11 protein-coding genes are annotated in these 14,114 nt (G+C 66.7%); 3 read left to right on the forward strand and 8 right to left on the reverse strand.

Annotated features, from left to right (window positions below; genetic code table 11):
* Positions 1 to 65 precede the first annotated feature (65 nt).
* The 7 genes from MPE_RS09655 to rimP all read right to left on the reverse strand — a co-directional run bounded on the left by MPE_RS09655 (position 66) and on the right by rimP (position 9,233).
* The gene (locus tag MPE_RS09655) at positions 66 to 959 is read right to left on the reverse strand and encodes a DMT family transporter (protein ID WP_011829512.1); all 894 of its coding nucleotides are present in this window, start codon (positions 957 to 959) and stop codon (positions 66 to 68) included.
* 16 nt (positions 960 to 975) lie between these two features.
* Positions 976 to 2,808 carry a translational GTPase TypA gene (gene typA / locus MPE_RS09660; RefSeq protein ID WP_011829513.1) on the reverse strand — a complete coding sequence of 611 codons (1,833 nt, stop codon included), beginning with the start codon at positions 2,806 to 2,808 and terminating at the stop codon, positions 976 to 978.
* On the reverse strand, positions 2,805 to 3,842 hold the full coding sequence (truB, locus tag MPE_RS09665) for a tRNA pseudouridine(55) synthase TruB (protein ID WP_011829514.1): 1,038 nt from the start codon (positions 3,840 to 3,842) through the stop codon (positions 2,805 to 2,807). Before truB ends, typA begins: the two co-directional genes overlap by 4 nt.
* A gap of 1 nt (position 3,843) precedes the next feature.
* Complete coding sequence (gene rbfA, locus MPE_RS09670) at positions 3,844 to 4,236, reverse strand: 30S ribosome-binding factor RbfA (RefSeq protein WP_011829515.1); 393 nt, start codon at positions 4,234 to 4,236, stop codon at positions 3,844 to 3,846.
* Between the two features lie 80 nt (positions 4,237 to 4,316).
* Positions 4,317 to 7,163 (reverse strand): translation initiation factor IF-2, encoded by a 2,847-nt coding sequence (infB, locus tag MPE_RS09675; protein ID WP_011829516.1) that lies wholly within the window; start codon positions 7,161 to 7,163, stop codon positions 4,317 to 4,319.
* Between the two features lie 61 nt (positions 7,164 to 7,224).
* Positions 7,225 to 8,703, reverse strand: coding sequence for a transcription termination factor NusA (gene nusA, locus MPE_RS09680; protein WP_011829517.1), 1,479 nt, complete (start codon positions 8,701 to 8,703; stop codon positions 7,225 to 7,227).
* Positions 8,700 to 9,233, reverse strand: a complete 534-nt coding sequence (gene rimP / locus MPE_RS09685; protein ID WP_011829518.1) for a ribosome maturation factor RimP — start codon at positions 9,231 to 9,233, stop codon at positions 8,700 to 8,702. The genes nusA and rimP overlap by 4 nt, the downstream gene beginning before the upstream one ends.
* A gap of 249 nt (positions 9,234 to 9,482) precedes the next feature.
* Between rimP and fabI the strand changes: the two genes are divergently transcribed.
* Complete coding sequence (gene fabI / locus MPE_RS09690) at positions 9,483 to 10,268, forward strand: enoyl-ACP reductase FabI (RefSeq protein WP_011829519.1); 786 nt, start codon at positions 9,483 to 9,485, stop codon at positions 10,266 to 10,268.
* 42 nt (positions 10,269 to 10,310) lie between these two features.
* On the opposite strand, the gene MPE_RS09695 is transcribed toward fabI, so the two are convergent.
* Positions 10,311 to 12,572, reverse strand: a complete 2,262-nt coding sequence (locus tag MPE_RS09695; RefSeq protein WP_011829520.1) for an arginine/lysine/ornithine decarboxylase — start codon at positions 12,570 to 12,572, stop codon at positions 10,311 to 10,313.
* Between the two features lie 163 nt (positions 12,573 to 12,735).
* Between MPE_RS09695 and MPE_RS09700 the strand changes: the two genes are divergently transcribed.
* Positions 12,736 to 13,164, forward strand: coding sequence for an NfeD family protein (locus MPE_RS09700; protein WP_011829521.1), 429 nt, complete (start codon positions 12,736 to 12,738; stop codon positions 13,162 to 13,164).
* A 26-nt stretch (positions 13,165 to 13,190) separates the two neighbouring features.
* Complete coding sequence (locus MPE_RS09705) at positions 13,191 to 14,108, forward strand: SPFH domain-containing protein (RefSeq protein ID WP_011829522.1); 918 nt, start codon at positions 13,191 to 13,193, stop codon at positions 14,106 to 14,108.
* The last annotated feature ends 6 nt before the right edge of the window (positions 14,109 to 14,114 follow it).

The following is a 14,114-nucleotide window of genomic DNA, read 5'->3' on the forward strand; positions in this document are numbered from 1 at the left end:
CCAGCACGATGACCGCATTGTCCCAGTTGCTCGCATGCCAAGTATCGTGCCGAGCCCGGCCTTGCTCAGCGCCGTTGCCGCAGCGCCAGCGCTTCGTTGACCACCAGCGCGCCGAGCACCAGCGCTCCGCCCGTCAGCGTGCTCGGCCCCGGTCGCTCACCGGCCCCGAGCCAGGCCCAGCTCACACCGAACAGCACCTCTAGCAGGCCCAGCAGCGCGATCTCCGGTGCCGGCAGTTCGCGGGTCAGCCGCACCACGAGCAGGCAGGGAATGGCCAGTTGCACGGCACCCAGCAGACCGAGCAGCCCGAGGTCGTGGTCCGAGGCCTGCAGCGGCCAGGCGAGCGGCAGCGCCACGACGGCCGACAGCAGCCCACCGATCAGCACGGCCGGCAGCATGTCCTGGGTGGCCACTGCGGCTTCGTCGGGATCGGCCGGGCCGTGGCTGGCGTACTGCAACACCGTCCAGTTGGTGGCCGCCGCCAGCGGCACCGTCAGCGCGATCAGGGTACCGGTGAGCGACATGCCCGCTCCCGCCTCCTGGCCGAACATCCAGGCGATGCCGATGCCGCCGACCGCGATCGCGATCCAGGTGCGCGCCGGCAGCCGGTGGTGCAGGAAGATCCGCGCGAACAGCGCGGTGATCAGCGGCCCGATCGCCATCGTGACCAGCACGTTGGCCACCGTCGTCAGGGTGATCGCCACCATGAAGGCAGTGAACATCGTCGCCCAGCACAGTCCCGATGCCCACACCGGCCAGGGCGCACGCAGCAGGCCGCGCCACAGCGCCGCGCCCCGCATCGCGCTCAGCGCCACCGTGAGCGTCAGCGCGTTGAACAGGCTGCGCCAGAAGGTCACCTCGAAGCTGCGCGCAGCGTCCAGGTGACGAGTGACGACACCGGCGATACTCCAGAGGAGCGTCACCACGATCATCAGCGTGACCGCGCGTCCGTGTGTCATCGACCCCGGCAAGGACTCAGGCGGCTTCGCGCGACGCGCGCTTGCGCTCGTGTTCCTTCAGGTGGCGCTTGCGCAGCCGGATCGACTTCGGGGTGATCTCCACCAGCTCGTCGTCGGCGATGAACTCCACCGCGTACTCGAGCGACAGGATGATCGGCGGCGTGATCTTGATCGCATCTTCCTTGCCGCTGACGCGGAAGTTGGTGAGCTGCTTGGCGCGCACCGCGTTGACCACCAGGTCGTTGTCGCGCGAGTGGATGCCGACCAGCATGCCTTCGTACACCGGGTCGCCGGCCTTGACGAACATGCGCCCGCGGTCGTCGAGCTTGCCGAGCGCATAGGTCACGATCTCGCCGTCGTCCTGGCTGATCAGTACTCCGTTCTTGCGGCCCTCGAGCTCGCCCTTGTAGGGCTCGTAGCCGTCGAAGATGTTGCTGATGAGCCCGGTGCCGCGGGTCAGGTTCATGAACTCGTTGGAAAAGCCGATCAGGCCGCGCGCCGGAATGCGGTACTCCAGGCGCACGCGCCCCATGCCATCGGGCTCCATGTTCACCAGATCGGCCTTGCGCAGCCCCAGCGCCTGCATCACCCCCCCCTGGTGCTGTTCCTCGACGTCGGCGGTCACCAGCTCCATCGGCTCGTGGCGCTCGCCGTTCACCTCATGGAACACCACGCGCGGCTTGCTCACCGCGAGCTCGTAGCCCTCACGGCGCATGTTCTCCAGCAGGATGGTCAGGTGCAGTTCGCCGCGGCCCGAGACCTCGAAGATGCCGTCCTCGTCGGTGTCCTTGACGCGCAGCGCCACGTTGCTCTGCAGCTCGCGGTCAAGCCGGTCGCGCAGCTGACGGCTGGTGACGAACTTGCCTTCGCGTCCAGCCAGCGGCGAGTTGTTGACGCAGAAGTTCATCGTCAGCGTGGGCTCATCCACCTCCAGCATCGGCAGCGGCACCGGATCGTCGATGTCGGTCAGCGTGACGCCGATGCCGATGTCCTCGATGCCGTTGATCAGCACGATGTCGCCGGGGCCGGCCTCGGTGGCCTGCACGCGCTCCAGACCGTCGAACTTCAGCACCTGGTTCACGCGCGCCTTGAACGGGATGCTGTCCTCGCCGGAAAAAACCGCCACGTCCTGCATCGGCTTGAGCGTGCCCTGATTGATGCGTCCGATGCCGATGCGGCCGACGAAGGTGGAGTAATCGAGCGAGCAGATCTGCAGCTGCAGCGGGCCTTCCGGATCGCCTTCGTGCGGCGGCACGTGCTGCAGGATGGCGTCGAACAGCGGCGCCATGTTCGTCCCTACCTCGCCGGGCGTCGTCGACGCCCAGCCGTTCAGGCCGGAGGCGTAGATGATCGGGAAGTCGAGCTGTTCCTCGGTGGCGCCAAGCTTGTCGAACAGGTCGAAGGTGGCGTTGATCACGTAGTCGGGCCGCGCGCCGGGGCGGTCGACCTTGTTGACGACGACGATGGGCTTCAGGCCCAGCGCCAGCGCCTTCTTCGTCACGAAGCGGGTCTGCGGCATCGGGCCTTCCACCGCGTCGACCAGCAGCAGCACCGAATCGACCATCGACAGCACGCGCTCGACCTCGCCGCCGAAATCGGCGTGCCCGGGGGTGTCGACGATGTTGACGTGGGTGCCCTTCCACTCGACGGCACAGTTCTTCGACAGGATCGTGATGCCACGTTCCTTTTCGATGTCGTTGCTGTCCATCACGCGCTCGGCGACCTTCTCGTTCTCGCGGAAGGTGCCGCTCTGGCGCAGCAGCTGGTCCACGAGCGTGGTCTTGCCGTGGTCGACGTGCGCGATGATCGCCACGTTGCGGATCTGGCGGGCGTTGTTGCTGGTCGTCATGTCATGCTCACTTGCTTGGATTCGGTAAGGGGCGCAGCGGTCGCGGTGTCGGCGGCAGGGCTGGCGTCGATCAGCGCCTGCACTTCAGGCGGGCTCAGCAGCCGGTCGGGGATCAGTTCTCCGGCCTTCACGTGGGCGCTGCCGAGGAAGGCACGCGGCTCGGGGCCGTACACCCGCACCGCGGCGCAATCCACAGCCTCGACGCGGCGACGCAGGCCGGACAGGAAGCGGCCGGCGTCGTCAGCCGTCAACCGCACGGCAGGCCAGTCGGCCACCAGCACGTCGGGCGGCAACAGGCGCTGCTCGCGCAGCACGGGATCGAGCGCCTGCAGCGCGTCGATGGTGATCGCGCCGTCCAGTTGCACCGGTCCGCTGGCCACCCGGCGCAGCGCGCTCAGGTGGGCGCCGCAGCCGAGCGCACGGCCCAGGTCTTCGGCGAGTGTACGGATGTAGGTGCCCTTGCTGACGCAGACCTCGATGTCGAGCTCGTCAGCGTGCCAGCGCAGGATGTCCAGCCGATGAATCACGACTCGCCGCGGGGTGCGTTCGACCTCGACGCCGGCGCGCGCGTATTCGTAGAGCGCCTTGCCCTCGCGCTTGAGCGCCGAATGCATCGGTGGCAGCTGCATCGTCTCGCCGGTCAGGGCGGCGCAGGCGGCGCGCAGCGCCGCATCGTCGAAGGACACCGGGCGCGTCTCGATCACCTCGCCCTCGCCGTCGCCACCGATGCGCGTGACGCCGAGCTTCAGCGTCGCACGGTAGGTCTTGTCGGCATCCAGGCTGGCCTGCGAAAACTTGGTGGCCGCGCCGAAGCACAGCGGCAGCAGGCCCGTCGCCAGCGGATCGAGGGTGCCGGTGTGCCCCCCCTTCTCGGCGCGCAGCATGCCCTTGACCTTCTGCAGCGCATCGTTGCTCGACCAGCCCAGCGGCTTGTCGAGCAGCAGCACGCCGTGCAGTGCACGGCGCGGTGCACGCGGCTCGCGCACGGCTTGCGGCACGCGGCGGGGCGGACGGTTCAGCGCAACCGGGTTCACGTCAGGCCTCGGTGGCACCCGGTTGATCGTCCGCGTCCTTCGCCCGGGTCGCGTTGGCCTGGTGGATCAGCGCGTTGAGGTCGGCCGCACGCTCGGTGGTACGGTCGAACTGGAAATGCAGCGTGGGCACGGTGTGGATCTGCAGGCGCTTGAAGAGGCTGTTGCGCAGGTAACCGGCGGCCTCGTTCAGCGCGGCGGCGCACTCGGCCGGATCGCCGATCAGCACCGAGAAGAACACCTTCGCGTGCGCATAGTCGGGCGTGACCTCGACCGCCTGGATCGTGACCATGCCGATGCGCGGGTCCTTGAGCTCACGGATGAGCCCGGCGACGTCGCGCTGGATCTGGTCGGCCACGCGCAGGCCGCGGTTGGGAATGGCGCGCTTGTGCTTCATGATGGGCTCCTGAACGACCCCTCAAGCACGAACCCCGCCGACTTTCGAGGGCGGGGTCCGTGCACGAGGCCAACTCCGCCTTACAGCGTTCGGGCGACTTCCTTGATCTCGAAGACTTCCAGCTGGTCGCCCTCTTTGATGTCGTTGTAGTTCTTCAGCTTGATGCCGCACTCGAAGCCTTCCTTGACCTCGCGCACGTCGTCCTTCATGCGGCGCACCGACTCGATCTCGCCGCTGTAGACCACCACGTTCTCGCGCAGCAGGCGGAAGCGTGCGTTGCGACGCACGATGCCGGAGGTGACCATCGAGCCTGCCACCGTGCCGATCTTCGAGGCCACGAACACCGTGCGGATCTCAGCGGTGCCGATGAGCTCTTCCTTCTGCTCCGGCGCCAGCATGCCCGTCATCGCCGACTTGATCTCGTCGACCGCGTCGTAAATGATGTTGTAGTAGCGCAGGTCGACGTTGTTGCCCTCGGCCAGCTTGCGCGCACCGGCATCGGCCCGCACATTGAAGCCGATGATGACGGCCTTCGACGCGATGGCCAGGTTGACGTCGCTCTCGCTGATGCCGCCCACCGCTGCGTGCACGATCTGCACCTTGACCTCGGCCGTGCTGAGCTTGAGCAGCGAGGCGCCCAGCGCCTCCTGCGAGCCCTGCACGTCGGCCTTGATGATGAGCGGCAGCGTCTGCACCTCACCCTGGCCCATGGTCTCGAACATGTTCTCGAGCTTGGCGGCCTGTTGCTTGGACAGCTTCACGTCGCGGTACTTGCCGGAACGGAAGGTGGCGATCTCGCGCGCACGCCGCTCGTCGGACAGCACCATGAACTCGTCGCCGGCCTGCGGCACCTCGGTCAGGCCCTGGATCTCGACCGGGATCGACGGGCCAGCCTCGGTGGCGGGCTTGCCGTTCTCGTCGAGCATGGCGCGCACACGGCCGTAGGTCGAACCGGCCAGGACCACGTCGCCGCGCTTGAGCGTGCCCGACTGCACCAGCACCGTCGCGACCGGACCGCGGCCCTTGTCGAGCTGCGCCTCGATCACCAGACCCTTGGCAGGCGCGGCAACCTGCGCCTGCAGTTCCAGCACCTCGGCCTGCAGCAGCACCTGCTCCAGCAGCTCGTCGATGCCCTGACCGGTCTTGGCCGACACCTGCACGAAGGGCGAATCGCCGCCGAAGTCTTCCGGGACCACCTGCTCGGCGATCAGTTCGCTGCGCACGCGCTCCAGGTTGGTGCCCGGCTTGTCGATCTTGTTGATCGCCACGATCAGCGGCACCTCGGCCGCCTTGGCGTGGTGGATCGCTTCCTTGGTCTGCGGCATCACGCCGTCATCGGCCGCCACGACCAGGATCACCAGATCGGTCGCCTTGGCGCCACGCGCCCGCATCGCCGTGAAGGCTTCGTGGCCCGGGGTGTCGAGGAAGGTGATCATGCCGCGCGGCGTCTCGACGTGATACGCGCCGATATGCTGCGTGATGCCGCCGGCCTCACCCGCCGCCACGCGCGTGGTGCGGATGTAGTCGAGCAGCGAGGTCTTGCCGTGATCCACGTGGCCCATCACCGTGACCACCGGAGCGCGCGGCTCCAGCGGCACGTCGGTCACTTCCACGTCGTCCTCGAGGAAGGCATCCGGGTCGTCGAGCTTGGCCGTGAAGGCCTTGTGACCCATCTCTTCCACCAGGATCATGGCGGTTTCCTGGTCGAGCTGCTGGTTGATGGTGACCATCTGACCCAACTTCATCAGTTGCTTGATGACCTCGGAGGCCTTGACCGACATCTTGTGCGCCAGATCGGCGACGCTGATGGTCTCGGGCACGTGCACCTCGTAGACCTGAGCCTCGGCCGGCGCGGTGAAGGTCGACGGGCTGTCGCCACGGTCGCCGCCGCGACGCCCGCCGCGCGGTGCCTTCCAGCCGCCACGGCCGCCGGCATCGGGGCGTGCTCCGCCGCGCAGCGCGGCGCGCTTCTTCGCGGCGTCGTCGGCCCAGCTCGACGACAGCTTCTCGGACTTGACCGACTTCTTGTCGCCCGGCTTGGCGGCACCCGCAGCGCCTGCTGCCGCCGGGGCGCCCGGCTTGGCGGTGGGCTTGTGGATCGTGCCCTTGATGCCTTCGGCCGGCTTCGGCTCCTCGGGCTTCTTCGCCACGAGCACCTTCTTCGGCGCGTTCATCATCGCGCGGATCGCGGAGGCCTCGTCCTCGGCGGCCTTGCGGCGCTTGGCGAGGTCGGCGGCCTTCTGCTTCTCCTCGGCTTCGATGTCGGCGGCCTTCACCACGCGCAGCGCGGGCTTGGGCGGTTCGGCCGGAGCGGCCACTGCCGGCGCAGTGTCCGGCGCGGCGGCCTTGACACCGGTCGCTTCGACCTTGGCAGGCACCACCGGTTCGGCGGCAGCGGCCTCCAGCGCAGCGGCTGCAGCTTCAGCCGCGGCACGCTGGCGCGCCTCGGCGGCCTCCCTCTCGGCCTGCTCCTGGGCCTCGCGCGCACGGCGCTTCTCGGCCAGATCCTCTTCCTGGCGGCGCAGCAGCTCGGCCTGACGGCTGGCTTCTTCTTCGCGCTTCTGCAGTTCGGCTTCGTCGATCACCGGTGCGGCAGCCGTCGTCTCTTCAACGGCAGCCGGCGCATCGTCGCGCCTGATGAACGTGCGCTTCTTGCGCACCTCGACCTGGATGGTGCGGGCCTTGCCGGAGGCATCGGCCTGCTTGATCTCGGTGGTAGATTTCTTCGTCAGCGTGATCTTCTTGCGCTCGGCGCTGCCGGTGCCGTGCGAGGAGCGCAGGAAGTCGAGCAGGCGCTCCTTGTCGGCTTCGGTCAGCGCGTCGTCCGTGGACGCCTTCGCGACGCCAGCGGAGTGAAGCTGCTCGAGCAGCGCCGCAGCCGGGCGATTCAGCTCGGCGGCAAACTGTGCGACGGTAGTCACAGCCATTGTGGAGTGTCCTTGGTGTATCGGTGCGAACGGTGATGCGGAGTGCGGTGCGGGCGGCGCTTCAGGCAGTGAACCAGTGCTCGCGCGCCTTCATGATCAGGGCCTTCGCCTGCTCGTCGGCCACGCCGGTCAGCTCGGTCAGTTCGTCGACCGCGAGATCGGCCAGGTCGTCGCGCGTGTGGATGCCGCCTTCGGCCAGCCTGGCGATCAGCTCGGCGTCGAGCCCCTCGAGGTCGCGCAGATCCTGCGAAACGCTTTCGAGCTTCTCTTCCTGGGCGATCTCCATCGTCAGCAGTGCGTCCTTGGCCCGCGTGCGCAACTCGTGGACGGTGTCCTCATCGAAGGACTCCATCTCCAGCATTTCCTGCAGCGGCACGTAGGCCACTTCCTCGAGGCTGGTGAAGCCCTCGGCGATCAGGATGTCGGCCACCTCGGCATCGACGTCGAGCTTCTCGACAAACAGCTTGCGGATCGACTCCGATTCGGTCGCCTGCTTGTCCTGCGACTCCTCGGCGCTCATGATGTTGATGCGCCAGCCGGTCAGCTCAGAAGCGAGGCGCACATTCTGGCCGCCGCGGCCGATGGCGATGGCGAGGTTCTCCTCGTCGACCACCACGTCCATCGCATGCTTTTCCTCGTCGACCACGATCGACTGCACATTGGCCGGCGCCAACGCGCCGATCACGAACTGCGCCGGATCGGCCGACCACAGCACGATGTCGACACGCTCGCCAGCCAGTTCGTTGGTGACGGCATTGACGCGCGAGCCGCGCACACCCACGCAGGTGCCGATCGGGTCGACCCGCTTGTCGTGCGACAGCACGGCGATCTTGGCGCGCGAACCTGCATCTCGGGCGCAGCTTTTGATCTCGAGCAGGCCCTGCTCGATCTCCGGAACCTCGTGGCGGAACAGTTCCACCATGAAGCCAGGTGCGCTGCGCGACAGCATGATCTGCGGCCCGCGTTGCGTGGTGTCCACTTCCGTGATGTAGGCGCGAACGCGGTCGCCGGTGCGGAGGTTTTCCTTGGCAATCAGCTCACTTCGCTTCAGACGCCCCTCGACCCGGCCGCTCTCGACGACGAGGTCGCCCTTGTCGAGGCGCTTGACGGTGCCGACGAAGATCTTGTCGCCGCGCGACAGGAAGTCATTGAGCAACTGCTCGCGCTCGGCGTCGCGCACCTTCTGCAGGATCACCTGCTTGGCGGCCTGCGCACCGATGCGCCCGATCGACACCGACTCGATGGCTTCCTCGATGTAGTCGCCTTCCTCGATGTCTTCGATGCGGTCGCGGGCATCGGTCAGCAGTTCCTCGGCGTCGGCGTTCTGCAGGCCGGCGCTGTCGGGCACGACGAGCCAGCGGCGAAACGTTTCGTACTCGCCCGTGTCGCGGTCGACCGATACGCGGATGTCGACCTCGCCGCCATGCAGTTTCTTGCTCGCCGAGGCGAGCGCCGCCTCGACGGCCTCGAACACGACATCACGCTCGACGCTCTTCTCGCGAGCGATCGCATCCACAAAGTCCAACAGATCGCGGTTCATTGTTCGTAACCTCCGGGTACCTGCGCCGCGGGCTCGGCTGGCTCCTTGCCCTTGCGGCCCTTGAAGTCCACGACCGGCACGAGCCGGGCGTCGCGAACTTCCTCGAGCGTGAATCCCAAGACCTGATCCTGCTTGCCGTCGTTGAAATGCAGTTCCCACGCCTCGCCGGACGCCGCGAGCACGCCCTGGTACTTTTTGCGGCCCTGGAACGGCAGCTTCAGCGTGATGTCGATCCGCTCACCGGCGAAGCGGGCGTAGTCGGCCGACTTCTTCAGCGGACGGTCCAGGCCGGGCGAGGAGACCTCGAGCCGCGAGTAATCGCAGTTCTCGACCTCCAGCACATACTGCAATTGGCGGGTCACCTTCTCGCAGTCCTCGACCGTCACGAATTCCCCCGGACCACCGTCGTAGACCTGTCCCGGCACCCGGTCGATGAACACGCGCAGCAACCCCTGCGAGCCCCGCTCGCATTCCACCAACTCATAACCGAATCCGGTCACGGTTTTCTCAACGGCTGCCTGCCAACTCATCGACTGAAGGTTCCCGGGTTGAAACCCGCTCCATGAACTGCAAAAAGGAACGACCGCAAAAACAATCGAACAAAAAAAAAGGGCTGGAATCTCCGGCCCAATTTCTTGTCTGGCGAAATCTGGTCTAGCGAAGCCGGGATTGTAGCGTGGGCACGCACTACCGGCAAGCATCGGGGGTGTCAAGAGCATGGCGGAGCCACGCCGCCGTGCCAGAATTTCAGGCTGCAAACAGTGGGATGGAGACATGACATGGGCTTTCTCGCCGGCAAGCGGCTGCTGATCACCGGACTGCTGTCCAACCGCTCGATCGCCTACGGCATCGCCCGCGCCTGCCGGCGCGAAGGCGCTGAACTGGCGTTCAGCTATGTCGGCGAGCGCTTCAAGGAGCGGACCACCGAATTCGCCCGTGAGTTCGACTCCAGCCTGATCTTCGACTGCGACGTCGCCGAAGACGCCCAGATCGACGCGATGTTCCAGCAACTCGCCCAGACCTGGCCCCAATTCGACGGTTTCGTCCACTCGATCGGCTTCGCGCCGCGCGAGGCGATCGCCGGCGACTTCCTCGACGGCCTGAGCCGCGAGGCCTTCCGCATCGCCCACGACATCTCCTCGTACAGCTTCCCGGCGCTGGCCAAGGCGGCGGCGCCGCTGCTGACCCCGAAGGCCGCGTTGCTGACGCTGACCTACCTGGGCGCCGAGCGGGTCGTGCCGAACTACAACACCATGGGCCTGGCCAAGGCCTCTCTGGAGGCCAGCGTGCGCTACCTCGCCGGCAGCCTGGGCCCGCGCGGCGTGCGCGTCAATGGCATCTCGGCCGGGCCGATCAAGACGCTGGCGGCGTCGGGCATCAAGGGCTTTGGCAAGATCCTCGACGTGGTGGAGAACAATGCGCCGCTGCGCCGCAATGTGACGATCGACGACGTGGGCAACGTTGCGGCTTTCCTGCTCAGCGACCTGGCGGCCGGCGTGACAGCCGAGATCACCTATGTCGACGGCGGCTTCAGCCGGGTCGCCAGCGGCATGACCGACGCCTGATCCCTGTTGCCGGAGGCGATCGATCGTCTCCGGACGCTGACCTCACTGCTTCACGCAGTCCACGGCGTAGCGGCGCTCGCCGCTGTCGGTTTCCTCCTCGACCAAACCGTGCACATCGGTGTCGAAACCGGGGAATCGACGGTTGAAGTCGCGGGTGAAGCGCAGGTAGTCGACGATCTTCTTGTTGAAGCGCTCGCCCGGGATCAGCAGCGGGATGCCCGGTGGATAGGGTGTCAGCAGCGAGGTGGTGATGCGCCCTTCCAGGCTCTCGATCTCCACTCGCTCGGTCTTGCGGTGCGCGATGTGGGCGTAGGCCTCACTGGGCTTCATCGCCGGCTGCAGGTCCGACAGGTACATCTCGGTGGTCAGCCGGGCGATATCGCCCTTGACGTAGGCCTCGTGGATGCTCTGCGCTAGGTCGCGCAGCCCCATGCGCTCGTAGCGCGGGTGGGCGGCGCAGAACTCCGGCAGGATGCGCCATAGCGGCGCGTTCTTGTCGTAGTCGTCCTTGAACTGCTGCAGCGCGGTCAGCAGCGTGTTCCACCGGCCCTTGGTGATGCCGATCGTGAACATGATGAAGAACGAGTACAGCCCGGTCTTCTCGACGATCACGCCATGCTCGGCCAGGAACTTGGTGACGATCGAGGCCGGGATGCCGGTCTTGGCGAACTTGCCGGCCACGTCGAGTCCCGGCGTCACAAGCGTCGACTTGATCGGGTCGAGCATGTTGAAGCCTTCGGCCAGCGGACCGAAGCCGTGCCACTTGGCGTCGGCCTTGATCATCCAGTCCTCGGGCTTGCCGATGCCGTCCTCGGCCAGCTTGTCGGGGCCCCAGACCTTGAACCACCAGTCCTTGCCGAATTCCTTGTCGACCTTGCGCATCGCACGCCGGAAGTCGAGCGCTTCCTGGATGCTCTCCTCCACCAGTGCGGTTCCTCCGGGGGGCTCCATCATCGCCGCCGCGACGTCGCAGCTCGCGATGATCGCGTACTGCGGCGACGTCGAGGTATGCATCAGATAGGCTTCGTTGAACAGGTGGCGGTCGAGCTTGGTGTTCTGGGCATCCTGCACCAGCACCTGAGAAGCCTGGCTGATGCCGGCCAGCAGCTTGTGGGTCGACTGCGTGGCATAGACCACCGCTTCCTTCGGCCGCGGACGGTTCTTGCCCATCGCGTGGTAGCTGCCGTAGAACTTGTGGAAGGCAGCGTGAGGCAGCCAGGCCTCGTCGAAATGCACCGTGTCGATCCAGCCGTCGAGCAGTCCCTTGATGGTCTCGGTGTTGTAGAGCACGCCGTCGTAGGTGCTTTGCGTCAACGTCAGGATGCGCGGCTTGACGGTGGCCGGGTCCACATGCGCGAGCAGCGGGTTGGCGGCAATGCGCTTGCGGATCGCCGCGGGCTCGAACTCGGCCTTCGGGATCGGGCCGATGATGCCCAGGTGGTTGCGCGTCGGCGGCAGGAACACCGGCACCGCGCCGGTCATGATGATCGCGTGCAGGATGGACTTGTGGCAGTTACGGTCCACCACCACCACGTCGTCGGGCGCCACGGTGTGGTGCCAGACCATCTTGTTGCTGGTGCTGGTGCCGTTGGTGACGAAGAAGCAGTGGTCTGCGTTGAAGATGCGGGCCGCATTGCGCTCGCTCTGAGCCACCGGGCCGGTGTGGTCGAGCAACTGACCGAGCTCGTCGACCGAGTTGCAGACGTCGGCGCGCAGCATGTTCTCGCCGAAGAACTGGTGGAACATCTGCCCGACCGGGCTCTTCAGGAACGCCACGCCGCCGCTGTGGCCAGGGCAGTGCCAGGAATAGGAACCGTCCTGCGCGTAGTCGACCAATGCCTTGAAGAATGGCGGCGCCAGGCCGTCGAGATAGCTCCTGGCCTCGCGGATGATGTGGCGGGCCACGAACTCGGGCGTGTCCTCGAACATGTGGATGAAGCCGTGCAGCTCGCGCAGCACGTCGTTGGGCAGGTGTTGCGAGGTGCGGGTCTCGCCGTAAAGGTAGATCGGAATCTCCAGGTTCTTGCGGCGGATCTCGCGGATGAACTGGCGCAGGTTCAGCACGGCCGGCGCGAGTTCGGGCCCCTCGTGGGTGAACTCGTTGTCGTCGATCGACAGGATGAAAGCACTGGCGCGGCTCTGCTGCTGGGCGAACTGGCTCAGGTCGCCGTAGCTGGTGACGCCCAGGATCTCGAAGCCTTCCTTGACGATCGCGTCCGCCAGCGCACGGATGCCCAGTCCGGAGGTGTTCTCGGAGCGAAAGTCCTCGTCGATGATGACGATGGGGAAACGAAAGTGCTGCATCTGGAGGCCTCCGGCGGGCGCTGCTGGCGGGACCACCCCGCTCAAGGAAGCGCGGAGTTTAGGGCTACATCTGCAACGGCTTGATGAGCCAGGGCACGAAACGCTGCGTCGTACACTGAATGCAACATTGTTCGTCAGACGCAAGCACATCCGAGGAGGCCCGATGGACTGGAGTGCCGCCACCTGGTGGTGGATCGCGAGCGGCGCGCTGGTCGCGGCCGAGCTGACCACCGGCACCTTCTACCTCCTGATGCTCGCGCTGGGCTTCGTGGCCGCGGCCTTCGCCGCCCATGCCGGCTTCGGGTTCAGCGTCCAGATGCTCGCGGCGGCCCTGGTCGGCGGCGGCGCGGTGATCGCCTGGCACCTCAAACGCCTGCGGCGGCCCCCCGCTGCGGCGGCCAGCGCCGACCGCAACGTCAACCTCGATATCGGCGAGCGCGTGCATGTCACCGAGTGGCAGGCCGACGGTTCGGCCACGGTCAGCTACCGCGGTGCGCAGTGGAGCGCGCGCTACGCCGGCGATGGCGCGCCGTCGCCCGGAGAGCATGTCATCCACGCCATCGACGGCTCCCGCTTGCTGCTGGTTCGCTGATTCCCCTTCCTCCTTCAGGGATCCCCATGGAAATCGTCGCCATCGTCTTCTTCGTCATCGCCATCATCTTCATCGCGCGCTCGATCAAGGTCGTGCCGCAGCAGAGTGCCTGGGTCGTGGAGCGGCTCGGCAAGTACCACGCAACGCTCGTCCCCGGCCTGAACTTCCTGGTGCCCTTCGTCGACCGCCTCGCCTATCGGCATTCGCTGAAGGAGATTCCGTTGGACGTGCCGAGCCAGGTCTGCATCACCAAGGACAACACCCAGCTCACTGTCGACGGCATCCTCTACTTCCAGGTCACCGACCCGATGCGTGCCAGCTACGGCGCGTCCAACTACATCCTCGCGATCACCCAGCTGGCCCAGACCACGCTGCGCAGCGTGATCGGCAAGATGGAGCTCGACAAGACCTTCGAGGAGCGCAACGCGATCAACGCCGCCGTCGTCCACGCGCTCGACGAGGCGGCGCTGAACTGGGGCGTCAAGGTGCTGCGCTACGAGATCAAGGACCTGACGCCGCCGGCCGCCATCCTGCACGCGATGCAGGCCCAGATCACCGCTGAGCGCGAAAAGCGCGCGCTGATCGCGGCTTCGGAGGGCCGGCGCCAGGAGCAGATCAACATCGCCACCGGCGAGCGCGAAGCCTTCATCGCCCGCTCAGAGGGCGAGAAGCAAGCCGAGATCAACAACGCACTGGGCGAGGCCGCCGCCATCACCGCGGTCGCCGAGGCGACCGCCGGTGCGATCCGCCAGATCGCCGCGGCGATCCGCGAACCCGGTGGCGAGCAGGCCGTGCAGCTGAAGGTGGCCGAGCGCGCGGTCGACGCCTACAGCCAGCTCGCACAGAAGAACAACACCATGATCGTGCCGGGCAACATGAGCGAGGTCTCGGCGCTGATCGGCACGGCGATGACACTGTTCAACAAGGGCGTGCCGACGAAGTGAGCCGCC

The sequence above is a fragment of the Methylibium petroleiphilum PM1 genome (assembly GCF_000015725.1).
Taxonomy (GTDB): Bacteria; Pseudomonadota; Gammaproteobacteria; order Burkholderiales; family Burkholderiaceae_C; genus Methylibium; species Methylibium petroleiphilum.

Bases quoted from the DNA above. Each gene is read 5' to 3' on its own strand.
- nusA (WP_011829517.1), bottom strand. From the start codon at position 8,703: ATGAACCGCGATCTGTTGGACTTTGTGGATGCGATCGCTCGCGAGAAG.
- rimP (WP_011829518.1), bottom strand. From the start codon at position 9,233: ATGAGTTGGCAGGCAGCCGTTGAGAAAACCGTGACCGGATTCGGTTAT.
- MPE_RS09655 (WP_011829512.1), bottom strand. From the start codon at position 959: ATGACACACGGACGCGCGGTCACGCTGATGATCGTGGTGACGCTCCTC.
- infB (WP_011829516.1), bottom strand. From the start codon at position 7,163: ATGGCTGTGACTACCGTCGCACAGTTTGCCGCCGAGCTGAATCGCCCG.
- MPE_RS09700 (WP_011829521.1), top strand. From the start codon at position 12,736: ATGGACTGGAGTGCCGCCACCTGGTGGTGGATCGCGAGCGGCGCGCTG.
- typA (WP_011829513.1), bottom strand. From the start codon at position 2,808: ATGACGACCAGCAACAACGCCCGCCAGATCCGCAACGTGGCGATCATC.
- rbfA (WP_011829515.1), bottom strand. From the start codon at position 4,236: ATGAAGCACAAGCGCGCCATTCCCAACCGCGGCCTGCGCGTGGCCGAC.
- MPE_RS09695 (WP_011829520.1), bottom strand. From the start codon at position 12,572: ATGCAGCACTTTCGTTTCCCCATCGTCATCATCGACGAGGACTTTCGC.
- MPE_RS09705 (WP_011829522.1), top strand. From the start codon at position 13,191: ATGGAAATCGTCGCCATCGTCTTCTTCGTCATCGCCATCATCTTCATC.
- fabI (WP_011829519.1), top strand. From the start codon at position 9,483: ATGGGCTTTCTCGCCGGCAAGCGGCTGCTGATCACCGGACTGCTGTCC.